Source organism: Pelatocladus sp. BLCC-F211, assembly GCF_041928655.1.
Taxonomy (GTDB): domain Bacteria; phylum Cyanobacteriota; class Cyanobacteriia; order Cyanobacteriales; family Nostocaceae; genus Pelatocladus.
The window spans coordinates 40,495-64,816 of record NZ_JBHFLM010000123.1 but is presented as its reverse complement, the minus strand read 5'-3'; the positions used below and the strand labels follow the sequence as shown (position 1 = coordinate 64,816).

Sequence of the window (24,322 nt, the reverse complement as noted above, 5' to 3'; positions counted from 1 at the left end):
GTGAATCTGAAATTTGGTAATGGTGATTTTGAGCAAGGATTTAGTAAAATCCAACTTCAGATAGATGCTTTTGCTACTAGAACTAGCATATCTCAACTAGAAACCCAATTACCCCCAGCCCAAGAAATTCCAAATAGCTATGAACATTGGAAAAAAATCTACGACTTGTTAGTTCAACCTGACAGCAGAGGTTTTAAAAAAAACCAAGTTACAAATGTTTCCACAGATGTCTGTTCTGAATACGCCAAGTCTTTACGGTCAAAATTAAATCAATGGCTACTACCAATTAAGTCACAGTTAGAACCAGTCATTATCTCACATCCTCATGCTGATATTCGTTTAGTTGTCAATACGCACGGGGTGACATCAGAACCGACAAAGAATATCTTACATCGTATACCTTGGCAAGAATGTAATTTATTTGGGGAACATTCTTCACCAGAAGCAGCACTTTGCTTTAAAGATTCTCCGCAAAAAATATTTGTATCTGCAACAAAACCAAATTCTGAAACTTTCAGAAGAATTAAAATTATCAGTATCTTTGGAGATAGTAGCAATCTTGATACTTCAACTGATGAAGAATTAATTATCGATTTAGAGAAACGAGGTGCAGAAACTCTGTTTTTGAAAGAACCAAAGCGTGAAACACTTCATAAACTCTGGGATGAACCTTGTGATATTTTATTTTTTGCTGGACACAGCGAATCTCAAGAACACGGCAAAAAAGGTATAATTGCTCTTAATCCCAAGGAGAATTTAGATTTAGAAGAAATTCCTCAAACTTTAAAATCAGCAATTAGTAAAGGTTTAAAATTAGCAATTTTTAATTCCTGTGATGGTTTGGGTTTAGCACAACGATTGGCAGATTTAAATTTACCCTACGTTATCGTTTGGCGGGAACCAGTACCGGATAAAATCGCGCACAAGTTTCTCAACTTTTTTCTTTCTTCTTATGCTGGTGGAGATTCTTTATTTACGGCTGTATTCAAAGCAAGGGGTAAATTACAAGAACTGACAGGTTTGTCTGAGTCAGAAAAGCCGCTTCCTGGGGTGAGTTGTTTACCGATTATTTGCAAAAATACACTAGAACTCCCTCCCAATTGGGAAGATTTGGGCGGATTATCTGGTAAGTTACCTAAGTCTCCTTATCAGGGTTTGTCTGCGTTTGGGGAAGAAGACGCGCCCTTTTTCTTTGGACGGGAGAAGTTTATTGATGAGTTGGTAGCAGCAGTTAAAAGTAAATCTTTGGTGAGTGTGGTTGGTGCTTCTGGGAGTGGGAAGTCTTCTGTGGTGTTTGCAGGGTTGGTTCATCGGTTACGAAAAGTTGGGAATGTCGAGATTATTTCTTTTCGTCCAGGGAATAATCCTCTTGGGAATTTAGCGATCGCACTAAATAATTATTTCCATTCCCCAGCACCACTACAAGGAGAAAATTCAACAGATATCCAACGCAGATTAGAGCAATTGGTTTTAGAAGTGGACTTACGGCATGATGAGACAAAATTAGCCCAGCTTATAAATGATATTATCACCTCACGCGGAATTACCCCACCCCCTAACCTTCTCCCCGCAAGCAGGGAGGGGGATGGGAAGGCTAAACACATAGTACTCATCGCCGACCAATTTGAAGAACTTTACACCCTCGCACCACAAGAAGAACGCCAGCCTTTTTTAGATGCATTAATTTACGCGATCGACTACGATCCTAGATTTACCTTGGTTATGACGCTGCGGGCGGATTTTTATGGCTATGCCTTATCTTACCGTCCTTTTAGCGATGCTTTACAGAAAGGAATTTATAATCTTGGTCCGATGAATCGGGAGGAGTTGAGTTGTGCTGTGGAAAAACCAGCACAAAAAATGAAGGTGGAATTTGAAGAGGGGTTGACTGAGACTTTAATTAAAGATTTGGGTAATGAACCGGGACGTTTACCTTTACTTGAGTTTACCCTGACGCAGCTTTGGCAAAACCCTAGAAAATGGTTTCTCACCCACGAAGCTTATCAAAAAATTGGTGGTTTGGAGAAAGCTTTGGCTAACTACGCCGATACAGTGTTATGTAAACTGAGTCAGGATGATCGAAAACGTGCCGAAAAAATATTTATTCAGTTAGTGCGTCCTGGGGAAGGTACAGAGGATACCCGACGTGTGGCGACTCGCCCGGAAGTGGGGGACGTAAATTGGGATTTAGTGCAACAATTAGCTGATGCGCGTTTGCTGGTGACTGGTTGTGATGAGAGTAGCGAAAACAAAGAAGAGACGGTAGAGATCATTCACGAAGCGTTAATTAGAGAATGGGGAACCTTACGGGAGTGGATTAAAGATAATCGGGAGTTTCGCACTTGGCAAGAAAGATTAAAGCCAAATGTCCGAGAATGGCAAGATCATAGGTACGATTCTGGGAGATTATTGCAGGAAACGCCGTTAAGTGTGGCACTCAAATGGTACATCGATCGCATTGATGAACTGACACTCGAAGAAAAGAAGTTTATTAAAGCCAGTGCAGAAAAGCAAAATAAGCAAAAAAAGGAAAAAAAGCGCAGAAATCAATTAACTATTTTGGGGTTAACTGCTGGTTTGGCGATCGCCTCATTTTTTGCTGGACTTAGCGAAATTCGCAGAACCGACACAGAAGCGAGTAAATTAAATTTCACCTCAGAAAAATACTTTAATCAAAATGACCATGAAGCGGCGTTAACAGATGCAATTAAAGCTGGAAAACTAGTAAAAAAGAGTATTTGGCAACCTTGGATAGTACCAGAAACCCAGATGCAGGTTGTATCTACATTGCAGGATATAGTATACAACTATCAAGTGAAAACCCTCAAAGGACATGGATACTGGGTTTGGGGTGTGAGTTTCTCACCCGATGGTCAAATACTCGCCTCTACATCCTGGGACAAGACAGTCAAACTGTGGAATGTCACAACTGGTCAAGTAATCAAAACCCTTACAGAGCATACTGGCGAAGTTACAAACGTGAGTTTTTCCAACGATGGTAAGATACTCGCCTCTGCATCCGGCGACAAAACAATCAAACTGTGGAATGTCGCAACTGGTGAAGTAGTCAAAACCCTTACAGGTCACACTTCCTGGGTTTGGGGCGTCAGTTTCTCACCCGATGGTAAAATACTCGCCTCTGCATCCGGCGACAAAACAATCAAAATCTGGGATGTCACAACTGGTCAAGTAATCAAAACTCTTAAAGGACACACTTTTGAAGTTCAGGGTGTGATTTTTTCACCCAATGGTGAAATACTTGCTTCTGCATCTGAAGACAAAACAGTAAAACTCTGGGATGTCACAACTGGTAAAGAAATCAACACTCTTAAAGGCCATAATTCCCAAGTTTTGAGCGTAAGTTTCTCCAACGATGGCAAAATACTCGCTTCTGCATCCGAAGACAAGACAGTCAAACTCTGGGATGTCACAACTGGTAAAGAAATCAAAACCCTTACAGGACATAGTTCCTGGGTTTATGACGTGAGTTTCTCACCGAATGGTCAAATACTCGCTTCTGCATCTAGCGACAAAACAGTCAAACTGTGGGATGTCACAACTGGCCAAGAAATCAAAACCCTTAAAGGACATACTGACGAACTGAATGGTGTAACTTTCTCGCCGAATGGTCAAATACTCGCTTCTGCATCCAGGGATCAAACAGCCAAACTCTGGGATCTCACAACTGTTAGAGAAGTTAAAACCCTTAAAAAGCATGATTCTCAGGTTTGGGGTTTGACTTTCTCCAACGATGGTAAGATGATTGCCTCTGCATCGGGCGACAAGACAATCAAATTCTGGGATGTCACAACTGCTAAAGAAGTTAAAACCCTGAAAGGGCATAGTGGCGAAGTTACAAGCGTGAGTTTCTTCAACGATGGTAAGATGCTTGCTTCTGCATCTGAAGACAAGACAATCAAACTGTGGAATGTAATCACTGGTCAAGAAATCAAAACCCTTATAGGACATACTTCCCAGGTTCGAGGTGTGAGTTTTTCCAATGATCGTAAGATACTCGCTTCTGCATCTAGCGACAAAACAGTCAAGTTGTGGGATGTCACAACTGGTCAAGAAATCAAAACCCTTGAAGGACATACTGACAAAGTTTTGAGTGTGAGTTTCTCGCCCAATGGTCAAATACTCGCTTCTGCATCCAGGGATAAAACAATCAAACTTTGGAATGTCACAACTGGTCAAGAAATCAAAACTCTTGAAGGACATACAACCTGGATTTATGATGTGAGTTTCTCCAACGATGGCAAGATACTCGCTTCTGCATCTAGCGATCGCACAGTGAAATTGTGGAATTTCACAACTGGTGAAGTCATCAAAACCCTAAAAGGACATACTGACGAAATTACAGGCGTCAGTTTCTCCAAAGATGGTCAAACTGTCGCTTCTGCATCCAGGGATAAAACAGTCAAACTCTGGGATGTCACAACTGGTCGAGAAATCAAAACCCTTACAGGGTATACTTCCTGGCTTAATGATGTCAGTTTCTCACCTAATGGTAAAACAATGGCTTCTGCATCCAGCGACGGTACAGTCATTTTGTGGAATTTTGATTTAGATGAATTGCTGATACAAGGGTGTGATTTGATACGTATTTATCTCAGCAATAATCCTGATGTAAATAAAGAGGATATGAAGTTATGCGATCCGGTCGGGAAGAAGGGTTAACCAAGTTATTGCAGCAGTCGTAAACTCTCACCAAGGGTTATAAGCGATCGCACTTTGTGTAACGGGATAGGCGCTCAAAAGTAAACTACTCGTTCTTATTTTTGCAATAAAACCTGAAAATCTGCGTCATATTTGGCTTGTCGCCAATTCTTGGCAGCATAAACTTGCTTTGGAGTTAAATTTTTAGTTTTTCTGAGGTCAGCTTCACTGAGGTCGGCTCCTCTGAGGTCGGCTCCACTGAGATTAGCTTCAATGAGATTAGCTTCAATGAGATGTGCGTAGTAAATGCGATCGCAGTTTCCAGTAGGTTCTTTTTCCTTAAAATTGGCTTTTTTGAGACCAGTGTAGTCAGCTTTCAATGATTCGGCTCCTTTGCCTAAAACTCCACTGGATTCGTCTTCCTCAATATAATTAAGTTTAGCTTTTCTGAGGTTGGCTTGATACTGGATAAACAAAAACTTAGAATAAAGTTGTCACCAAAGACTGTTTGGCTAGAACCAGAAGATTTTGATGAAGCGCGAGTCATCAGTGAGGCTAATGTTAGCCAATTCAGCGATATCAGCCCATGGCAAATATATTTACACGCCCTAGCACAACTAGGTTTTACAAAGTATGTGAAAGAGCGAAGTCCAAATATAAAAATAAAAACAGACAATAGTGCTAATGCAATTGATGATGTTTTTTATATCAAAATAGGTGAATTTCGCCTCTGCTTAATTACCGTAGATAACTTAATTTTCGATTTTGTACTTGTACCAACTAAACTTTTCTCCTCAACTGAAAATGCTGCTCATTTCTATGTCTTACTAGAGGTATTAGAAGAAGAAGAAAAATTAAATATTCACGGGTTTTTACGTTATGACGAACTATTTAAAGATTCTCAAACACCAAATTTTCAATCTCAGCCAGATGGTAGTTATCAGTTACCACTGTCTTTGTTTGATCCAGAGTTAAATAACCTCTTGGTGTATACTCGTTTCTTGTCACCATCTGCAATTAAATTACCCGTAGCAGTCACAAGTAATAACACAGTTCAAGAGACTTTCACTCAGGCGAAAACTAAAGTAGGTAAAGCATTAGTCAACCTGGGTAAATGGTGGGATAGAATCTTTGAAGAAGGTTGGCAACCTACAGATTCTATAGAGAATGCAATTCCCAATAACTTAACTTGGGGTTATGTTAGAAGTCGTAAGGAGTCAAATAATTTTCCGATTTCACAGACTAAATTATTTGATTTTGGGCTACTGCTGCAAAATAAATCCTTAGCCTTAATTGTTAATCTCAAAAAAGAAGAAAACTTAGAACAAAGTGTGCTTGTACAAATTCTTCCTCATGACGCACAATATCTACCATCTGGTTTGAAATTGAAAATTACTCTTCATCCCAACACCCCTGACTCTATAAGTCAGGAAGTTACTGCAAGGCAAGCTGATAACGCTATTCAGTTAGAATTTAGTGAAGCACCAGGTCAGCAATTTAAAGTTGAAGTCAGCTATCAAAATGCTGTAGTTACAGAGGAATTTGTGTTGTAAATTTGAAAACAAAAATTTTCAACTCGCCATCACCTGTGAAGGTGTATAACGCCACAACTGATGCAAACGATTCGCTGGCATTGTTAAGTATAAAATATCGCTAGCACTGAGGTTAATTTCCAGTAAATCCCAACCGTGAATTTCTTGGTTATTTGTCTCCACGTACAATGGCACAAAGTCCGCGTCCATCGCTGCATCTTTCACCCGTTGCCCACAAAAGGGATGAGAGGGTGTAATTAATGTTGCAAAGGCTACCCACAGACTATCGGCGGTGATTCCATTACCAAGGATGCGTCCGCCTAAAGCAGCAGCAGCAAAAGCGGGAGCGGCGAGTTCTGCGGGACTAAGAACAGCTTCAAAGTCAAATACTTGTTGCGCCATGCGGGCAAAATCTGGATCGGCGTAATGGACAATCACTGGTACTTTGGCCGTGATGGCTTTGGCTTTGAGAGCAATTTCCATGTTTGTGGCGTCGTCGTTGGTGACAGCAATGAGTGCAGATGCATTCTCTAAATTACTCACTTTGAGAATTTCGGCAAAGCTACCATCACCATGAATGACGGGAATACCCAATCCTCGCGCTGTGTTGACAAATCTGTTGTTGGTATCGCGCTCAATAACTATAACTTCATGTCCACTACTGTGGAGTTGCTGAACAATTTTAATCCCAATTCCTCCCAAACCACAGACAATATAATGATGACGATGGGGAATTCTGGCTGCATCTAAAAATTGTTTGAAGCGACTACCCAAGACAAAATCGTTAAGTAAGGCATAGAAAAGACCAATTACCGCAGCTCCTACCAGCATCATCAATACGGTAAATAATCTCACACTCGTGGGAGCCTGTTCGACAACTTTATCATTACCGCCCGCCCCCGTAATCATACCGACGGCAAAATAAAGAGCATCAACAATAGAAACACTTCTTTCGGTGGAAGTGTAGATGAGTGTAGCGATCGCAATAATCACCAGCAGCACCAAAGACATCATTACCACCGCTTGAGCATGTTTCTGAAACTGTCGCAAACTGGTAAACACTTTCAGCAGTTTGGCAATCATTGATCTCCGAATGCTACGCACGCGGGGTTGAGTTCCCACAATTAAGCGATCGCCTACTTTTAATTTATGCCCTGTAACCACCGCCGATACTAAATCTACTTCACCTTCTGCTGGCATATAGTAAATCAGCATCCGTGTCTGATCGTTCCACAATTCGCTGAGTTTGCGATCGCGCCACGGATGATCTTCATCTATATATTCTTCGTGAATCGGCCAAGTTTGCTGAAACAGCTTGATTTGTCCGATTGCTTCACTTCCCAACGCCGCAAAAGTAAATACGGGTGCTGCTAATCCCGCAACACTCATAGTTAAATGTTCTGGAACCGCATGATCCAGCCGTTCTCCTAAACTGGTGTTAAAAAAGCGATTGATAATCCGAATGCGCGGATTTAGTACCCGCGCTTGCATCATAATTCGCAAGTTGAGTGCATCGTCACCTCCAGCGATCACCAAGGTGTGCGCCTGCTGAATCCCAGCTGCTTTAAGGGTGCTAGCTGCGTGCAGATCGCCGACAATGACATCTCCTGCTCTCTCGCCTGGAACTGGTTTATGATGAATGCCGATGACTAAGGCCCCTTGTTGTCTCAGCAAACGAAAAACTTTATATCCAGTGCGTCCTAAACCACAGACAATTATTCGAGGTTTCATGAATTAGCAGCATGATGTGCAGAAAAGCTGCATATGTAAAACTAAATATTATTTCAATTTTCGCCTGATTCTCAAGAATCGAACTGTAGCTGACAACACGATCACTCAAATTGGGCAAAACTGCGGTGAATAATAACAGACGTAGAGACGTAGCAGTGCTACGTCTCTACATCTGGATTCATGCCGCCATTATGGAACACCTTTTATTATTCTTCTACGACTACTTCTTCTACAATTTCTTCTTCGGACTGACAACTGTTATCTTCAATGGGACCAAGCCAAACCGAGATATAGTTTGGAGTATGTGGGTGAATGTTGGGACCATTGGCTTCGTCTAAAACAAAAGTTTGAGTTGGAATTATACCTTCAAGAATGCGCTTCAATACATTAGCTGCTATTTTCTCTTGACCATAATCATACCGAATTTCAAAGTTGTCTGGAAGACAACCGCCAGCATTTCTCAAGCTTGAGACGCTTCCTGGACGCAGGTTCACTTTAGACTTCAAAGCACTACTCTCAAGTCCACTCTTAATAGTAGAGGCTATATCTTTCAATCCTCCAGGTTCATTTAAAAAAAAATTTCTATTGTGTAGCCGTCAAGCAATGCAAGTTCAGCTTTTTTGTAGGATGACTTCAATTCTTTTTCTTTAGAGTAAGGGACTTGGGAAGGAGGGGATGTAAATGTGGGGGAGGGAGTAGGTAACGGAGGTGGTGATTTTTGGTAAGAAGACTGAGATTTGGAAGAAGGATTGGGCAAAGGAGATGGTGATATATAGGAGGTGGGGCTAGGTAAAGGTGGAGATACCAACGACTGTCGGAGATCAGGTTTTAACTCATACTCTATAGTCTTGCCATTATTAATAATTGGATTGATAGTGTATGTGGCAGTGTTGAACCCTTTCTTCCGAAGAATAACTCGTTGTACGTTAAGTTTACTAGGAATCTGAATACTGGCATATCCATCAGTTCCAGTTTTACTAGTGACAGACGATCCAACGGAAAGTGAAAACTCGACTTCTACATCAGCTACTGACTCTCGATTTTCTCCCGTCCATACATGAATTCCAAAATCCTTTTGATCTGGCGAAGGACTAATAGGAGGAACTGGAGAGAAAGTAGTCGTCGGTTTAGGCTCAGGAGTTTTAGAGTTAGCAAATAATTCACTGGTTTTGACACCGCTAAAAGTAAGTAATATCAGTCCCAAAGCACCAAGTAATATTTTTTGCCATAAAGGTATATTAGGCATAAGTAATCTTGTAAAATATACTTATGTATCAGCTTAATATTTAACTTTCATCAAGCTATTTAATATATACCAAATTCGATAGTATAAGGTTAAATTCCTGACTAAGCACTTATCCTAACATAATTCATACATACCATTCCCAAGAACAAGTGAGAATGTAAAAGGCAGATGGCAGAATGCAGAAATCAGAAGAGAAAACCCCTTCCTGAATCTCTAACTCTGCTGAATACAAGGTGCTGCTGCCAAAATTTGCGCCTCTGTTTGCATCAGTTGAATATCTGATTGTAACCACTGACGAGGTGCTTGACAGTGATGTGCTACTAATAGTCCCCATAATCCTTTGGCAGTCAAGATAGGTACAACTAGGTTGGCACGAACCTGCAATTGGCGCAGAAAATCTCGGTGACAAGTAGCGATCGCTTCTGATTCAATGTCGGGAATTGCTCTGACTCGTCCTGCCAAATACAGTGCAGCATACTCATCATTAAAACAACCATCAGGTCCTGTTGAACCTAAGATAGAAAATTCATCAGAACTCAAAGCTTCAAAAGTCACTTGTCCGTGCCACTGATAGTAAAAGTAATACAAAACCACGCGATCGACTTGAAGCGTTTCTCTGAGACGGTTTGTTGTTTCTATGATTAGCGCGTCTCGCTCCATTGTTGCGATCAGGCGCTCAAGTACTTTTTGCAAACCGCGATTACGATCCACTGTGGCACCATGGTTAAATTCTGGGTTGGAATGACTTTGCACTGGTCTGCAATAACAACTGATTGACAATTTTTTCCATGCCACACACGGCTGGATATTCTCTTAACTTACCGTTATAAATTCCTGACTCAACAAGATGACATAAATTCTTAAGAATCTATAAGACAGATTTCAAACTGACACCTTAAATCCCTAATCCCTATTTTCTCCGTTAGTATCCGATTCTACATGGGTAACATAACACTAACGAGAATAGAGAACGAGAAAGAAAAATACCTCTGTTAAAGAATAACTATTTGATTTGGAAAATTTTTTGAGTGTTACTGAAAATGAATATACCAATAACAATCCCTTTTGTAGACCTTAATTTACAACACCAACCAATTAAAAATCAATTGCAGCAGGCAATTCAAGCAGTATTAGAACAGGGAGATTTTGTTTTAGGAAAAACACTTTCTGATTTTGAAGCAGCTTTTGCTGTTGCTTCTGGTACAAAATATGGAATTGGTGTTGCATCTGGAACTGATGCGATCGCTCTCGGTTTACAAGCTTGTAATATCGGTGCTGGTGATGAGGTAATTTTGCCAGCGAATACTTTTGTTGCAACACTGATTGGTGTGTTACGTACAGGAGCAAAACCAATTTTAGTAGATTGCGATCGCCATACAGCTTTAATTGATTTAGAGGCAGCAGCAAAAGCAATTACATCAAAAACAAAAGCAATTATTCCCGTACATCTTTATGGTCAAATGGTATCACCAAAACAGTTATTAGACTTGGCTGATACCTACAAAATCCTCATTTTTGAAGACGCTGCTCAAGCACATTTAGCTGAACGAGAAGGATATCGCGCTGGTTCAGTAGGTATAGCAGCTGCTTTTAGTTTTTATCCCAGCAAAAATTTAGGAGCATTTGGAGATGGGGGAATACTTTTAACGCGAGATCAAGAAGTAGCTGAAAAAATGGTACGGTTGCGAAATTATGGTGCATCCCGCAAGTATTTCCACACAGAAATTGGAACCAATAGCCGCTTAGATACTATCCAAGCTGCTGTACTGCAACAAAAATTACCATATCTCCAAAATTGGAATCGCGATCGCCTTAACGTTGCCAAAAATTATGATGCAGAACTAGCACCCTTCGCTACAAAAGGTATTATCCCCATCCAAAATCACAGTGATGAAGGCCATGTATATCACCTGTATGTGATTAAAGTTTGTGAGTCTTGCGCTGTAGAGCGTTGTGTCATTCAAGAACAACTTACAGCTATGGGAATTCAAACAGGAATTCATTATCCAATTCCTTGTCATCTGCAACCAGGATTCTCAAATTTAGGCTATCAAAAAGGTGATTTTCCTCAAGCGGAAATGCTAGCAAATAAAATCTTATCGTTACCCATGTATCCCGGTTTAAGCAACAGCAAAACTCAGAAAATTACGGATGCGCTCGCCCAGATTTTAAAAGTTAATTCTCCTGATGAAAGTTTGCTATTTGCTTAAAAGGTAGATAGATAAAATAACCAATGACCAATGACTAAAATTTATGCTCAATCAACGTTCATTTCAAGATAAAATTTCACCGAAGTTGCTTAGTTTAGCCATTATAGGTATTTTAGGACTGCTTTATGCACCTTTATTACTATATTGGCTGGATGGTTGGTTGCATAAAAATATTAGTACAGAACACGAATATTTTAGTCACGGGATGATTGGCTTACCTTTTGCCGTATATATAGCTTGGCTCAAGCGTAAACTATGGCAAAGACTACCAAACCATCAGCATCCCTTGGGTGCTGTCCTATTATTAATAGGAGGAATTTTTTATCTTAGCGGTATTAGCGAATGGGTTAATCTTTCCTTCCCAGCTATACTTACAGGATTGTGCTTATGGTTGAAAGGTATTTCTGGCTTCAAGTTACAAAAGTTTCCTTTGCTATTAGTTTTTCTGGCAACACCAACACTACTACCCTATTTACTTGCTCCCTATACCTTCCCTTTACAAAGTTTTATTGCTGGTACTGCGGGTTTTATTCTAAATCAATTTGGAATGACAGTCACTGTCGATGATATCAATATATATGTGGGAGGAAGAATTGTAGAAGTAGCTCCATATTGTGCGGGGCTAAAAATGTTATTTACTACTCTCTATGTTGGCTTAATGCTACTTTATTGGACTGGTAATTTATCGTCTCGCCGTAAGACAGTTTCATTTTTATTGATAGCAATGTTGATTAGTGTTAGCGGCAATATTATTCGCAATACTTTACTCACCTATTTTCATGGTACAGGTAACGAAGCAGCTTTTCATTGGTTACATGATAGTTGGGGTGGCGATATGTTTTCTGCTGTGATGCTTTTGCTATTAATACCTATACTGAATAATCTTGATAATTTCTTCTCTGAATCTGTTGTTATTCAAAAAGAACAAATAAATACTTAAATATTTTATCTCCAAAATCTAGCCAAAATCACCCCTAGTTGGATGCTGATAATTCCCAAGATTGCACTACCAGCCCAATAAAAAACTGTTTTGGCCAAATTACCACTATTTAATAGGTTAATAGTATCTAGCCCATAAGTTGAGAAGGTTGTGTAGGCTCCTAAAAATCCTGTTGCTACCAATAAACGCACTTCTGGAGAGATAATATCTGCTTTATACAAAGCTAGGGTAGCGAAAAATCCCATAAAAAAGCAGCCACTAAGATTAATCACAAATGTGCCATAGGGGAAACTTATACCAAAACGTTGGGTAAACCACACTGTTAAATAGTAGCGGCTCAAAGCGCCTGCTATAGCTCCTAAACTAATAGCGATCGCATTTCTCACAGTTGGTTGTTGTAAAACTTGTAGTAGTAACATCATGCAGGCGATCGCTATAATCTTTAAAATATTAAGTAAAGTAAAAATAAATCTCACATATTAGAGTAAAAGTCAATGGTGCTATTTGGATTTGGTAAAAAATTAACATTGCCTAGTCATCAGGAAGCTTTGCCAGGACGGGCTGAATCGATGCAAGTAAATAACCGTCACTATGTGTTAGGTAATCCTATCCAGCCTCCATTTCCAGAAGGTATGGAAATGGCAATTTTTGGGATGGGATGTTTTTGGGGCGCAGAACGTAAGTTTTGGCAACTTCCTGGTGTTTATACTACCGCAGTTGGTTACGCTGCTGGTATCACTCCCAACCCCACCTATAAAGAAGTTTGTAGCGGCATGACTGGTCACAACGAAGTAGTGTTGGTTGTTTATGATCCCAAAATGATTAGTTACACCGATTTACTCAAAACCTTTTGGGAAAACCATGATCCCACCCAAGGAATGCGTCAAGGTAACGATGTCGGTACACAGTATCGCTCTGGAATTTATGTATACTCTGAGGAACAAAAAAAGCTAGCTGAAGCTTCGCGGGAGCAGTATCAAAAAGCCCTCAGTAGCGCAGGTTACGGTAACATCACTACAGAAATCCTCAATGCGCCAGAATTTTACTACGCTGAAGACTACCATCAGCAATACTTGGGTAAAAACCCTGGTGGCTATTGCGGTTTAGGAGGAACAAATGTAGCTTGTCCTGTGGGATTAGTTGAATCTGAAATTTAGATTGATTTAGTTGTCAGGATTTTGACTGTAGCAATCTTAAATGAACGTGAGTTCGATAAATATTATTCTAATAATATTTATCGAACTCACGTTAAATGGTGTTTATAAACTCCCAACAATAAAGCAGATTAATTAATGTTAGTGTTTAACGTTAGTATATATCAAGGAGGTGAAATAAATGTATGGATGTCAACAAAACCTAATCAATCCTGATATTGAATTAAAAGCAGTGCTTGAGTTCATTTGTTCAGAGTCTCATAAACTGACTAACTGCGGCATCTACTATGCTCGTCAATTCTATTTCAAGACTGGCAAGTTAATTGGTAAATATGACCTTGAAAAGGAGTACAAGACTAACAAACACTATCAGGTTTTGCATTCTCAGGCGGCACAACAAATATTGAGGTCTGTTGCTGAATCGTTCAAATCTTTCAAAGAATTAGACAAGAAGTTCATCTTGGGTGAATTGCACTTTCAACCAAGGTTGCCTAAATACCGCAAAGGTGCGGGATATGCTTTGGTAACGTATCCGAAACAGGCTTTAAGGTTAGTTGGTGATAGTATCAAGATTCCACTTGGAACAACCGTAAAAAGATGGTTTAAACTTGATAGTTTCACAATCCCAATGCCTTCTAACTTGCAGTTTGAGGATATTAAGGAATTGCGAATACTACCACGCAATCAATGTTTTTATGCTGAATTTGTCTATAAGCAAGAATCAACACCAGAATTAAATTTAAATCATCAATATGCACTAGCCATTGACCCTGGTATCAATAATTGGTTAAGTTGCGTTTCTAATGTAGGGACAAATCTTATTATTGATGGACGCAAAGTTAAATCGCTTAACCAGTGGTACAACAAGCGTGTCAGTGTCCTCAAGGAAGGTAAGCCACAAGGCTACTGGAATGAACAGTTAGCCCATATAACAGAAAAGCGTAACCGACAAATGAGAGACGCAGTGAACAAAGCAGCGAAAATAGTTGTTCATCACTGCATTGGAAATCAAATCGGTACAGTTGTTTTTGGATGGAACCAAGGTCAAAGACAAGAAGCGACACTTGGTAAAACAACTCAATCTTTTGTTCAAATACCAACAGCAAAGCTTAAAGAGCGAGTTAAGCAACTGTGCAAGAACTACGGTATCAAGTTCGTTGAGACCGAAGAATCCTACACCAGCAAGGCTAGTTTTCTAGATGGTGATTTTCTACCAATCTACGGCGAAAAACCCGAAACGTGGAAGCCATCAGGAAAACGAGTTAAACGTGGTATGTATCGCACTGGTTCTGGCAAGCTCATCAACGCTGATTTGAACGGAGCCGCAAACATAATGCGGAAAGTAGAGACACAATTAGGTTTAAGCCTTATCAAGGTCTGTAGGGCATTTTTGACCGTGCCTACCAGATTTCGTATCTGGGAAACCAAAACTAAAAAGCGGAAAGGGACGGATGCAACGCCTCCCTTGTAGCAACAGTTTAGAATCCCCGTCCATTTATGGCGGGGAGAGGTCAATCATATCCCAATTCTTGAGCCATCTTGATCACTTCAGGGGTAAAGCCTTGATTATCTGGACGCCAAGGTAAAGCTCCCTCAAGATGGCTGGGTTTGATAGTAGAAGCGCGATAACCAGGTGATTTGAGAAAGTTGGGGTCATTACCTAATTGAGCGCCGTAGGGACCCAAGCAAGCATAAGGAGAGTTTTCAGGATGCAACATGACCTGATAGATTGAATCATCCCAGGAAAGATTTAACCATTTGCATAGTTGTTCAAAATGTGAACGAGGATCACTTAACATATCTTCTCCTCGCAAACGCATTTGTTGCTGAACAGGAATAGTACTTAAAAACTCCAGAATATTGCACTGCATTTTGTACCACGAAACTTGAGGATCAACAGTGGGTGGATCTGTAGAATAGTCAATAGAATTAGCAAGTATAGCCATTAACCCATCAGCAATATTCATGATGGATTTTCCTTGAGTTCTGGGATGACGCACAAGATGCAAATAATAAGCATTGGGAAAATAGTGGCGCATCCGGTTGAGAATATCTAAGTCAGTTGAATATGCTGGACTTTTATCTACAATGCGTAGTGGTGCTACTTTACGGCTCAGTTCTAGATATACTTCCCCTGTAGTCCAATGCAGCCTGGTTAATACCCAACGCCGCGCCATTTCTACTGATAGAATAGTTTGCTCGCCTGCATAGAGTTGGGCTACAGTACGCAACAAACCATGCATCTGAAACTGACGTACCCCCTTCAATCTATCTAACAGTTGTTCCAGAGCTTCGGTAATGAATAAATTTAGTTCTGGCATCCCATAAGCTTCGGGATGCTGACCTAGCATAGCGCAAATCAAAGACGTAAAAGAACGTGGGGAACCCAGAATAAATAGAGGTGGAGGTACGGACATCAATGCAAATTTAATTTGGTACTACTGGTTCTCTAGAAAGCTTCAAGTTCTCAGTAGGAATATTATGATTCAAAGCTTGAGATGTAGTGTCTAGTTTCAAATTATAGTAGAGTAATCTTTGTTTGCCATCCATCACAAATTGTTGAAGAACAGGAAGCCAAGACCCTACTCTTGCTGGTGCTTCAATTCTTGGACGTGTAAAGTCTGCTGATGTGTTAAGAGATTCTTGTGTTGGGTGTACTAATAATGTACTAGTAGGGAAAGTTTTACCATAATCGGAGCTTTGCAATACTTTCACAAAACTCTGTTGGTTATATGAGATCAATAATCTATTATCACCTGATACAGTTGCTTGCACATAAGCAACCGAAGAATCATCTGTCAGTACTCTTGGAGTATCCCAGCTTTGATTTTGCCCATCAAATCTTAGATATAATAACTGTCCTTGATCTCGTGTGGGGACATGGATATTTTCGAGTTGATCAACAACTACGTTGAAATGACTAGCATAAGGGTCTCTATCAGAGCCTGGTTGATGCTGAAATAACAGCTGTTCTGACCAAGGTGTAGTCAATGACCAGTCATTCATCCGATATGCCCAGTTAATCGTATCTTGATTTGTATAAACAACACCCATCCTATCTGATAATCTGACCAGCTTTGCGCTTTTTGCTCTCGAAGAATCTACTGTTCCGAGAGTTAGTCCAGTATCTTGCCATGATGCACCATTAGTTGTGCTATGTAAAGTTTTTATTTCAAACTGATTTGTAGTTAAATTCTGTCGAATAAAAGCAATCCAGAAGCGATTATTCTTATCTACTGCTAGAGTTGCATTGCTAGCAATATAATTAGCGTCTTCATAGGCTAAGTTTGTTTTGACGGTTTGCCAAGTCTTATTTGTGGCATCGTAGCGGAGGATGGAAAAGTATATTTTACCCGTAGAGGAACTATAAGTTAAAAATAGGTTACTGTTATACAAAAATCCATCAGGAGTTGACTCTTCATTCGTATTACTGATTGTGTTCATAGCTTTCCATGTAGCACCATAGTCAAAGCTAGAATAAAGCACTAAGCTACTATTTGTAGAATTATTACCCTCATTAATTATTAAATGCATTCCGCCATCTTCAGTGAACCACATCCGTTCTTGATGTCTGTAGGAAATCATTCGTTCTGAGGAACTCTGAAGATTAGTAACCTTACCCGCAACAACATTCGTATTATTCTGTGATTGCTTCGCTTTTTCTAGTGAATATTTATGGTTTTTAGTGGAACTAAAGGCTGGATGATAAGGAGATAAGAGTAGTAATACACTTACAAAAACTAACGCATTTTTAATTTTCATTTCTGGTTTGGATTCTGTCAATTTTTAGGTCTATATGTAGCTACACCCCTGTAAAATCCTCTGTTGACAGAGGCTATTTATTAATTGGCATATACTATCAACTGCCAAATAAAAATAATTTGATAGTTGCCTATCCTGCGGTAGATTATTGATGAAACCCTTTAAACTTGTTAAAAATATTTAATGGTTTAACTGATATGTCTGAGTAAAAACTTTTCACTCAGTATGTATACAGCAGTCTAGCCAGATATATTTCAAAAGCTTGACACCTAACTTGTCAATGCAACATTTTATAAAAGCGATCGCACCAAATTTCAAAACACTTAAATGATGCTACTGCAAGATCGTCTGTTGCTTTATACTGTTTAATTTAGAGCAGAAGATAAAACTTGCTGTTCAATGCTAAAGTTTATACTGAATTAAACAAAATTTCGCTAAAGCTTTTTTGAGAGTAATAAAGATTGCATAAATTTTTCAGTTTAGAAGCTTTACATAACTTTAGTTTGCCTATGTTTGCACAGACAGTTGGAGTAATCTTTGGATGATTCGCTACTTAGCCCCACTTGTATTCATAATTTTCTTTATGTGTCCGAATCTTTGTGCTTGTTCATTCGGAACTCTGCAAAAAAGTATATTGAAAAATACTGGTAATAAATCTAACTCAGGATCTGCGATCGCTCAAGTCACAGATAGAGAATGTGCTAATGCTGTCTTACCGATCACAACAGGGTATGGTAGCGATGGTTCTCGTCGCGTAATTACAAAAACTTTCGTTCATCCCCAATGGCCAAGAGAAAAAGTTTATGTATTTCATCCTGCTAATAGCTTATCACCTGCTCCAGTAATATTTTTTTCTCATGCTTATGGTGCAACTTCTCCGCAATACTACGCAAAGCTTATAGAACATATTGTTAGTCGGGGTTATGTAGTAGTTTATTCTCCATATAAGACTTTGCGAGCAACTCACTCCCAAAGATATACCTTACTTTGGAGTGGATTTGCAGCCGCCACTGCTAAATATGGCAAATTTATGGATTTAACAAAAGTAGGTTTTGTGGGACATTCTTTTGGTGGCGGTGCAACTCCCGCAATGGCTTATAAGGGATTAGTAGAAAAACGATGGGGAAGTAAAGCAGCATTTATTTATATCATGGCTCCTTGGTATTCCTTTGAGATTACCCAGCAGCAAATGAAACGTTTTCCGAAACAGACGAATCTGCTGGTTCAGGTCTACCAAGATGATAAGATCAATGACCATCGCATGGCGATCGATTTATTTAAGACTATTAACGTGCCTCAAAAAGGTTATATGATCTTACAGTCTGTAAGTTCTCAAAATTGCCAGCTAACCGCAGATCATTTTGTGCCTTTGACTTCTGGAAACAACGGTAGAGTCAACGGACTGGATTACTTTGGGGTTTACCGTATATTTGATGCATTAGCCGATTATTCATTTAATGGTAATCAAAATGGCAAACAAGTAGTTTTTGGTAAGACTAGTAATAGTAGTGAACAAGAAACAACAGTTAATTCGACTGATGGCAAATTAGTCATGAGGCTCACTTACAGTAATAATCCCCAACCCATCAGGAGTGAAGATTATTATAGATTTCCTCAAAATCAACAATCTCGTTACAATAACGCCACCGAAAGCGTGATTGATTCTACTGGTAATACACAGAATAATGACACTAATGGCACTCTCAGAAGAGGTCGAAGACGGTTATTTTGTGGGTTTATCAGAAGCTGTAATTGAATTAACAATCTCCGCGGCTCAAGCCACGGAGATTCTCAAAGGATGTTACTAACCAGGCGTTCAGACTGGTTTGCACTTCTCCCATTTAAGGATGAATGAGGCCTTATCTAATAGGCATTTGGTGAATATAGAAGAAGAGCAACCCCAATGAGTAAGGGAAGTAATCCACCTTTTACACTGAGTTGTTCAGTTTGAGACAATTCTTCAATGTAGTCGTTAGCTTCAGGAATATTAAGGTCAGATATTTTTATTTTCATATTCTACTCAAAAGACAAAAGAGAAAACTATACATCTAATTGTTTTAAATTAGTCTAAATAAAGCCAAGAATACAAGTATGTCAACTCATTTTTTCAGACTTAATTCAAGTTATTATGTCTTCGGTTGAAATTGCAATGGTTCATAAAAACCTATGACAATCTCGTCGATTCAAATCATGAACCTCGTCCTCGCTGGTCTATGCTCTCATATCTATGGAGTTGTAGCGCTTTTTGGTTACTTTTTTATTGCAGATGCTGCTCCTCAAAACAAACTAGCATTGCGTTTGCTCATCCTTGGAATTCCCTGTTATTTTATTGTTCTCAGCGCTCTACAAGCTTTTGGTTTAAGCACTCGCTGGCATCAAGCTTACACATTGTCATTTCTATTATCTGTCTTGACATTGATGATTTCAGTGATAAAAAGAAAGTATTTCTTATGGGCTTGCGGTGAAGTAATAGTTTCAAGTTTCTATGGAAGTGTAATTGTACTGGGAAGCTTATCTTTGTATATAGCAATTTCTACATTTAATCGGTAGTCTTCAATCTCCGATATGAGTATAATTTCCTGGTTTTTTGTTTAACCTCTATAAGTCCCAATCAAAACTCCCTTGCCAGACTTCCAATCCACCATCAGGATTATCTACATATATCCACTTTCCATCTTTTTGGACTGCTACACGTGGACCAAAAGGATTGGTTGTCCCGATGAATAGACCATGTGGAGTCGAAATGAAGTTACGGACTCCAAAATTATAGACATTGCCAAATCCTTGTCGAGTCACTGGTAGCCAGTTTTCGCCATCAAAGCTGCGCCATACTTCAAAACCACCTTGATGCTTGACGATTTCTTCTAAACCAACTCGATTTAGCATTCGGACTGTTTTCTCTGGTCTACCTTCTAAGGAGACATAACGCATAATATCACTCCAATCCATAGTCCCTGTGTACAGCCAGCCATCATGTACTCCCATTCTCCAAAGATAGCCATTACATAGACTATTGAATCCGGCTGCTAATCCACTGAGAGGACATTTACCATCGTTGCGGATGTCTCCCATAATCACATCCCAAGAACCATCATGGTGAATCCTGATAATTTCAGCACCAGCAGGGCCTATTTTGTTGAGGTGATCGTAACCGCCATTTTGAATGCCAGTACCCACATATAAGGCATCTTTAAAAACCATCATGCTGGCAGCAATTTGGTTAAGACTACCACGACCTGCACCGTTAGAGATCACGTTAGTCCAATTATAGGGAGGCTTTCCTTCTGCTTTGGTACGCCAGATTTGGAAACCCTTGTTATTTACAGTTCCAGCATAGAGATAATCTCCGAAGGGGCGTAACTCGAAAATCGTGCGATTGTCAGGATCTCCAAAACTGCGATCGCTTGCAGCATACCACTCTCCTTTGGCGGGATCGCTACTTTCATAAACTTGAGTGACTCCAGAAGTATTAGGGTTTCCTCCCGCAGCACCGGTGGGAGCAGTAAATAAACGTCCTTTGAAGGGAATAAGTAAGCGCAAACTGGTAATTGGTAAACCCACTAATCCAGGTTGTGAGACAATCTCAAAATTTTTACCGTCTTCAGTACGCATGATCAGCGGGCCATTGGCGCGAGACCTTGACCAGGTGCTGACATATAATGCTGGTTCTGGGTCTGATTTGCCTTGAAAAACTGCCATCCCACGGTAGCCAAGGTCACGACTGAACTCATCCCCTTCTTTACCGAAAGTCATTGGAGCCTGAAAAACCCGTTCCCAATGTTTGATTACTGGGTTGTAGCGCCAGATTTCTGCTCGCGCCCAAGTTCGTTCAAATTCTGGCGAATAAACTTTATGAGGACATTCAACAGGCCAAACGTCTATCTTCACCTGTGGCATACTATGACGGATCAGACAAAAATTGGCGCGTGTTGTCCCTACATATAAGTGTCCATTAAACCAAGCCATAGAATGAGCATAAGCATTATTCCCATCTCCAAAGCCGTTTTTGCAAATTTTACGAAAATTCGCTTCACTTAATCCGGGGTTTGGTTCTGGATTAAAAATTCGCACCTGAGTCATCCGATTTTGGATTTTAAAAAACGGAATTGATTCCACAGAGGAAAGAGTTTCAAGATATACACAGTTACTTCAGGGACTGTGTAACATTTGATTCTTAATAATTTTCCAACATCTGAATAACAGCACAGGATAAAAATCAGAAAATCATCTAGAGCCGATGCATTCGCATTGCAGGTCGATACATTCGCATTGCAGGTCGATACATTCGCATTGCAGGTCGATACATTCGCATTGCAGGTCGATACATTCGCATTGCAGGTCGATACATTCGCATTGCAAGCCGATGCATTAACATTGCAAGCCGATACATTCGCATTGCAAGCCGATGCATTAACATTGCAGGTCGATACATTCGCATTGCAGGTCAATGCAAGTACTAAACTACAACACAACTAATCATGCTGGTACTTAATTCAAGACAATCAATTCCTACAAACTCTATTTAGATATAAAAAAATAGTAGATGTTTTTGAAACTAATTTGAATTTTAATCCTATAGGTAAACTTTGACATTCAGATTATGGTCTTCTTCCTTCCAAAAATGGAACTTCAAAACATTTAGAATGCATAATTGGCCCGTGTCCAAAATAACCATCTTCTCCAAATAATTCGCCGTGATCAGCGGTAATAATAATGTGTGTATTGTCAGGACATTTATGAAATAATTCACCAATGAATTTATCTACATACTCTACACAATTAATTTGTTGCTTGTGTAAGCGAGTCATTTCCTCTGGTTCAAAAAACTTCTTTTCTTCTGATTGATTACCAACCAATAAAAACTCATCAATATGTTTAAAGACTCCATGCACACCAGATATTCGGGGCAGATCATCCCCCTTTAACATATAGGGATAATGGGTTTCGCCTAAATTGAAAAAGTAAAAACGAGGTTGATCATCAGGAAATTCCATTTCCTGAATCATGGATGGAAAATCAGTATGACTTGGCATTAATTTATAGTCATCAAAATACTTGTTAATATTGGTAAATTGATTGAGAACAGGCATGGAAACTCTAGCGATTGTTTTATAGCCATTGTCTTGTAAAACTTTCGGTAAAGATAAGTAAGGAACAAAAGTTTTAAAAGACAGGTTTGGGATATTCAAACGATCCACCCATTTGACAAACTCCTGCTTGTACACTTCTGAAGCAAATACACCGCGTGGGCTTTGATGTGGAATCATGCCCATCAGCATAGTGTAGTGAGAAGGAGAAGTCCAAGATGCATAGCTATAGCGACACTCTGCTTTTCCTAGCAAATCAATATTGGGTGTTGCAGCAGCTGCATAGCTGTCATATCGGCAGCTATCCATGATGATGTATACAAGATTGTTGGGCATGGATATTGAGTATAAAGATTGACTTTCCGAAAATTATACATTCGTCACTGAGTTAGCGTTGTGAAATATTTGCGATCGCCTACCTTTTACTCTCACGACATCAAGTCATACGTTAAAACTTTGTAAAGGATTGTCACAGTTACGAGTAATCACTGCTTATGTAGTGGGTGACAATCCTGACACATAGTTGTTCAACCAGTGAAAGGAAGGACTTATGGAATTTCTCTCTAATACCGTGACGCTGTCGCGGATGCAGTTTGCTTTGACAGCCATATTTCACATGCTTTGGCCTGTACTAACTACAGGTATGGCAATTTATCTAGTGATTGTAGAGGGAGTATGGTTAAAGACTCGTAACCCAGATTACTACTACCATGCTCGTTTTTGGTCAAAACTCTATATTTTAAACTTTGGTATTGGTGTAGCTACTGGTATCCCGATGGAGTTTCAGTTTGGGACAAACTGGGCGCCGTTATCGGAAGCGATTGGTAATTTTTTTGGTAGTGTCATCGGCTTTGAAGCTTCTTGGGCATTTATGCTAGAAGCTGCTTTTTTAGGAATAATGGTGTTTGGCTGGGAACGTGTTCACCCGATCATTCACTTGATCTCTACTATTTTGGTTGCCGTTGGTGCTAACTTATCAACATTCTGGATTTTGGCAGCTAATTCCTGGTTGCAAACTCCTGCGGGTGGAGAAATGGTCAACGGTAAGTTTGTCGTCCATGATTACTTTCAAGGTATTTTCAATCCGTTTATGGCAGTGAGTGTGTCACATATGTTTCTTGGCACACTAGAAACTTCACTGTTTGTGATTGGTGGGATTAGTGCTTGGTATATTTTCAATAATCGCCAAAGCGCCTTTTTTGCCAAGGCTTTTAAAATTGCCTTAGCAACTGCGATCGCAGTCACACCATTACAAATATACGTGGGACATTTGAGTGGTGAGCAAGTATACCACTACCAGCCCTCTAAATTAGCAGCAATGGAAGCACAATGGCATACAACCCCAGCTGGACAACCAGCAGATTGGAGTTTGGTGGCTTTACCCAATGAACAAGCCGAGAAAAATGACTGGGAAATCATCGTTCCCAATGCCTTGGGCTATATTTTAGAATTCAAACAAAAACTTTCTCAACCTGTGCGTGGTTTAAAAGAATGGCAACCAGCAGATAGACCACATCTCATTGGATTAATTTATTACTCTTTCCGGATCATGATTGCTATTGGCTTCTTCTTAGCAGGATTAATGCTAATTAGCACTCTTCAGTGGCTACGCGGTAAACTCTCACCCGAAAATATCGCTCAACAACGCCTGTTAATGCTGGGTTGGATTTTTGCTGCTCCTTTAGGATATATAGCGGTAGAGTCAGGTTGGATAGTTCGTTGTGTAGGTAGACAACCGTGGACTGTCTACGGACTGATTCGCACTGCTGATGCTGCCTCGAATTTGCCTGCAAGCAATGTTTTAACATCTTTAATTGGGTTTGCAACCGTCTACAGCCTTTTATTTTTCACCGTTTTATACTTCGGTAGTCGGATTATCCGTAGAGGACCAAGACTAGATTTACCCATACCAGGTGTAGAAAACCAACCCGCAGTCGAAACTACTCCCGGAGAATTTATCCCAGATGAACGTCCTGTGGAAGCACAGCAATAGGAGGTCTA

General features: G+C 39.9%; 21 protein-coding genes. 9 read left to right on the top strand and 12 right to left on the bottom strand.

Annotated elements, in window-relative coordinates; translation table 11 throughout:
• Entirely contained in the window at positions 1 to 4,680 is a 4,680-nt protein-coding gene (locus ACE1AT_RS14960) for a CHAT domain-containing protein (RefSeq protein WP_374869612.1), read from the top strand.
• 95 nt (positions 4,681 to 4,775) lie between these two features.
• Here the strand turns inward: ACE1AT_RS14960 and ACE1AT_RS14955 are convergent, their stop codons facing one another.
• Positions 4,776 to 5,135, bottom strand: a complete 360-nt coding sequence (locus tag ACE1AT_RS14955) for a pentapeptide repeat-containing protein (RefSeq protein WP_374869610.1) — start codon at positions 5,133 to 5,135, stop codon at positions 4,776 to 4,778.
• A 15-nt stretch (positions 5,136 to 5,150) separates the two neighbouring features.
• Here ACE1AT_RS14955 and ACE1AT_RS14950 point away from each other — a divergent pair, with 15 nt between their 5' ends.
• On the top strand, positions 5,151 to 6,212 hold the full coding sequence (locus ACE1AT_RS14950) for a DUF1822 family protein (protein WP_374869608.1): 1,062 nt from the start codon (positions 5,151 to 5,153) through the stop codon (positions 6,210 to 6,212).
• Positions 6,213 to 6,230: 18 nt separating this feature from the next.
• On the opposite strand, the gene ACE1AT_RS14945 is transcribed toward ACE1AT_RS14950, so the two are convergent.
• The 4 genes from ACE1AT_RS14945 to ACE1AT_RS14930 form a co-directional block, all read right to left on the bottom strand.
• Complete coding sequence (locus ACE1AT_RS14945; protein ID WP_374869606.1) at positions 6,231 to 7,922, bottom strand: potassium channel family protein; 1,692 nt, start codon at positions 7,920 to 7,922, stop codon at positions 6,231 to 6,233.
• A 206-nt stretch (positions 7,923 to 8,128) separates the two neighbouring features.
• Complete coding sequence (locus ACE1AT_RS14940) at positions 8,129 to 8,416, bottom strand: hypothetical protein (protein ID WP_374869604.1); 288 nt, start codon at positions 8,414 to 8,416, stop codon at positions 8,129 to 8,131.
• A 74-nt stretch (positions 8,417 to 8,490) separates the two neighbouring features.
• Positions 8,491 to 9,168 carry a hypothetical protein gene (locus ACE1AT_RS14935; RefSeq protein ID WP_374869602.1) on the bottom strand — a complete coding sequence of 226 codons (678 nt, stop codon included), beginning with the start codon at positions 9,166 to 9,168 and terminating at the stop codon, positions 8,491 to 8,493.
• Between the two features lie 213 nt (positions 9,169 to 9,381).
• On the bottom strand, positions 9,382 to 9,921 hold the full coding sequence (locus ACE1AT_RS14930) for a GAF domain-containing protein (RefSeq protein WP_374869600.1): 540 nt from the start codon (positions 9,919 to 9,921) through the stop codon (positions 9,382 to 9,384).
• Positions 9,922 to 10,208: 287 nt separating this feature from the next.
• Between ACE1AT_RS14930 and ACE1AT_RS14925 the strand changes: the two genes are divergently transcribed.
• Together ACE1AT_RS14925 and crtB are read left to right on the top strand one after the other, a co-directional pair.
• Positions 10,209 to 11,378, top strand: a complete 1,170-nt coding sequence (locus ACE1AT_RS14925) for a DegT/DnrJ/EryC1/StrS family aminotransferase (protein WP_374869598.1) — start codon at positions 10,209 to 10,211, stop codon at positions 11,376 to 11,378.
• A gap of 43 nt (positions 11,379 to 11,421) precedes the next feature.
• Entirely contained in the window at positions 11,422 to 12,318 is an 897-nt protein-coding gene (gene crtB / locus ACE1AT_RS14920) for a cyanoexosortase B (RefSeq protein WP_374869596.1), read from the top strand.
• Between the two features lie 5 nt (positions 12,319 to 12,323).
• Here the strand turns inward: crtB and crcB are convergent, their stop codons facing one another.
• Positions 12,324 to 12,737, bottom strand: coding sequence for a fluoride efflux transporter CrcB (crcB, locus tag ACE1AT_RS14915; protein WP_374869770.1), 414 nt, complete (start codon positions 12,735 to 12,737; stop codon positions 12,324 to 12,326).
• A 75-nt stretch (positions 12,738 to 12,812) separates the two neighbouring features.
• Between crcB and msrA the strand changes: the two genes are divergently transcribed.
• Entirely contained in the window at positions 12,813 to 13,475 is a 663-nt protein-coding gene (gene msrA / locus ACE1AT_RS14910; protein WP_374869594.1) for a peptide-methionine (S)-S-oxide reductase MsrA, read from the top strand.
• A gap of 178 nt (positions 13,476 to 13,653) precedes the next feature.
• Positions 13,654 to 14,943: an RNA-guided endonuclease InsQ/TnpB family protein gene (locus ACE1AT_RS14905; protein WP_374869592.1), complete on the top strand. Its 1,290-nt coding sequence runs from the start codon at positions 13,654 to 13,656 to the stop codon at positions 14,941 to 14,943.
• A gap of 40 nt (positions 14,944 to 14,983) precedes the next feature.
• Here the strand turns inward: ACE1AT_RS14905 and ACE1AT_RS14900 are convergent, their stop codons facing one another.
• Positions 14,984 to 15,889: a sulfotransferase gene (locus ACE1AT_RS14900; RefSeq protein WP_374869590.1), complete on the bottom strand. Its 906-nt coding sequence runs from the start codon at positions 15,887 to 15,889 to the stop codon at positions 14,984 to 14,986.
• Positions 15,890 to 15,899: 10 nt separating this feature from the next.
• Complete coding sequence (locus tag ACE1AT_RS14895; RefSeq protein ID WP_374869588.1) at positions 15,900 to 17,234, bottom strand: exo-alpha-sialidase; 1,335 nt, start codon at positions 17,232 to 17,234, stop codon at positions 15,900 to 15,902.
• Between the two features lie 634 nt (positions 17,235 to 17,868).
• Here ACE1AT_RS14895 and ACE1AT_RS14890 point away from each other — a divergent pair.
• The gene (locus ACE1AT_RS14890; RefSeq protein ID WP_374869586.1) at positions 17,869 to 18,990 is read left to right on the top strand and encodes a hypothetical protein; all 1,122 of its coding nucleotides are present in this window, start codon (positions 17,869 to 17,871) and stop codon (positions 18,988 to 18,990) included.
• A 107-nt stretch (positions 18,991 to 19,097) separates the two neighbouring features.
• Here ACE1AT_RS14890 and ACE1AT_RS14885 read toward each other — a convergent pair whose 3' ends face one another.
• Complete coding sequence (locus ACE1AT_RS14885; RefSeq protein ID WP_374869584.1) at positions 19,098 to 19,247, bottom strand: hypothetical protein; 150 nt, start codon at positions 19,245 to 19,247, stop codon at positions 19,098 to 19,100.
• 177 nt (positions 19,248 to 19,424) lie between these two features.
• Between ACE1AT_RS14885 and ACE1AT_RS14880 the strand changes: the two genes are divergently transcribed.
• On the top strand, positions 19,425 to 19,784 hold the full coding sequence (locus tag ACE1AT_RS14880) for a hypothetical protein (protein WP_374869582.1): 360 nt from the start codon (positions 19,425 to 19,427) through the stop codon (positions 19,782 to 19,784).
• Between the two features lie 48 nt (positions 19,785 to 19,832).
• Here the strand turns inward: ACE1AT_RS14880 and ACE1AT_RS14875 are convergent, their stop codons facing one another.
• The 3 genes from ACE1AT_RS14875 to ACE1AT_RS14865 form a co-directional block, all read right to left on the bottom strand.
• Positions 19,833 to 21,314 (bottom strand): hypothetical protein, encoded by a 1,482-nt coding sequence (locus ACE1AT_RS14875; protein ID WP_374869580.1) that lies wholly within the window; start codon positions 21,312 to 21,314, stop codon positions 19,833 to 19,835.
• A gap of 148 nt (positions 21,315 to 21,462) precedes the next feature.
• Entirely contained in the window at positions 21,463 to 21,666 is a 204-nt protein-coding gene (locus ACE1AT_RS14870; protein ID WP_374869578.1) for a hypothetical protein, read from the bottom strand.
• A 166-nt stretch (positions 21,667 to 21,832) separates the two neighbouring features.
• Positions 21,833 to 22,657 (bottom strand): sulfatase-like hydrolase/transferase, encoded by an 825-nt coding sequence (locus ACE1AT_RS14865; RefSeq protein WP_374869576.1) that lies wholly within the window; start codon positions 22,655 to 22,657, stop codon positions 21,833 to 21,835.
• A gap of 214 nt (positions 22,658 to 22,871) precedes the next feature.
• On the opposite strand from ACE1AT_RS14865, the gene ACE1AT_RS14860 reads away from it, so the two are divergent.
• Entirely contained in the window at positions 22,872 to 24,314 is a 1,443-nt protein-coding gene (locus ACE1AT_RS14860; RefSeq protein ID WP_374869574.1) for a cytochrome ubiquinol oxidase subunit I, read from the top strand.
• Positions 24,315 to 24,322: the final 8 nt, after the last annotated feature.

Coding starts and splice junctions, on each gene's coding strand:
- ACE1AT_RS14945 (WP_374869606.1), bottom strand. CDS start 7,922: ATGAAACCTCGAATAATTGTCTGTGGTTTAGGACGCACTGGATATAAA.
- ACE1AT_RS14935 (WP_374869602.1), bottom strand. CDS start 9,168: ATGCCTAATATACCTTTATGGCAAAAAATATTACTTGGTGCTTTGGGA.
- ACE1AT_RS14925 (WP_374869598.1), top strand. CDS start 10,209: ATGAATATACCAATAACAATCCCTTTTGTAGACCTTAATTTACAACAC.
- crtB (WP_374869596.1), top strand. CDS start 11,422: ATGCTCAATCAACGTTCATTTCAAGATAAAATTTCACCGAAGTTGCTT.
- crcB (WP_374869770.1), bottom strand. CDS start 12,737: ATGTTACTACTACAAGTTTTACAACAACCAACTGTGAGAAATGCGATC.
- msrA (WP_374869594.1), top strand. CDS start 12,813: ATGGTGCTATTTGGATTTGGTAAAAAATTAACATTGCCTAGTCATCAG.
- ACE1AT_RS14905 (WP_374869592.1), top strand. CDS start 13,654: ATGTATGGATGTCAACAAAACCTAATCAATCCTGATATTGAATTAAAA.
- ACE1AT_RS14900 (WP_374869590.1), bottom strand. CDS start 15,889: ATGTCCGTACCTCCACCTCTATTTATTCTGGGTTCCCCACGTTCTTTT.
- ACE1AT_RS14895 (WP_374869588.1), bottom strand. CDS start 17,234: ATGAAAATTAAAAATGCGTTAGTTTTTGTAAGTGTATTACTACTCTTA.
- ACE1AT_RS14885 (WP_374869584.1), bottom strand. CDS start 19,247: ATGAAAATAAAAATATCTGACCTTAATATTCCTGAAGCTAACGACTAC.
- ACE1AT_RS14880 (WP_374869582.1), top strand. CDS start 19,425: ATGAACCTCGTCCTCGCTGGTCTATGCTCTCATATCTATGGAGTTGTA.
- ACE1AT_RS14875 (WP_374869580.1), bottom strand. CDS start 21,314: ATGACTCAGGTGCGAATTTTTAATCCAGAACCAAACCCCGGATTAAGT.
- ACE1AT_RS14870 (WP_374869578.1), bottom strand. CDS start 21,666: ATGTATCGACCTGCAATGTTAATGCATCGGCTTGCAATGCGAATGTAT.
- ACE1AT_RS14865 (WP_374869576.1), bottom strand. CDS start 22,657: ATGCCCAACAATCTTGTATACATCATCATGGATAGCTGCCGATATGAC.
- ACE1AT_RS14860 (WP_374869574.1), top strand. CDS start 22,872: ATGGAATTTCTCTCTAATACCGTGACGCTGTCGCGGATGCAGTTTGCT.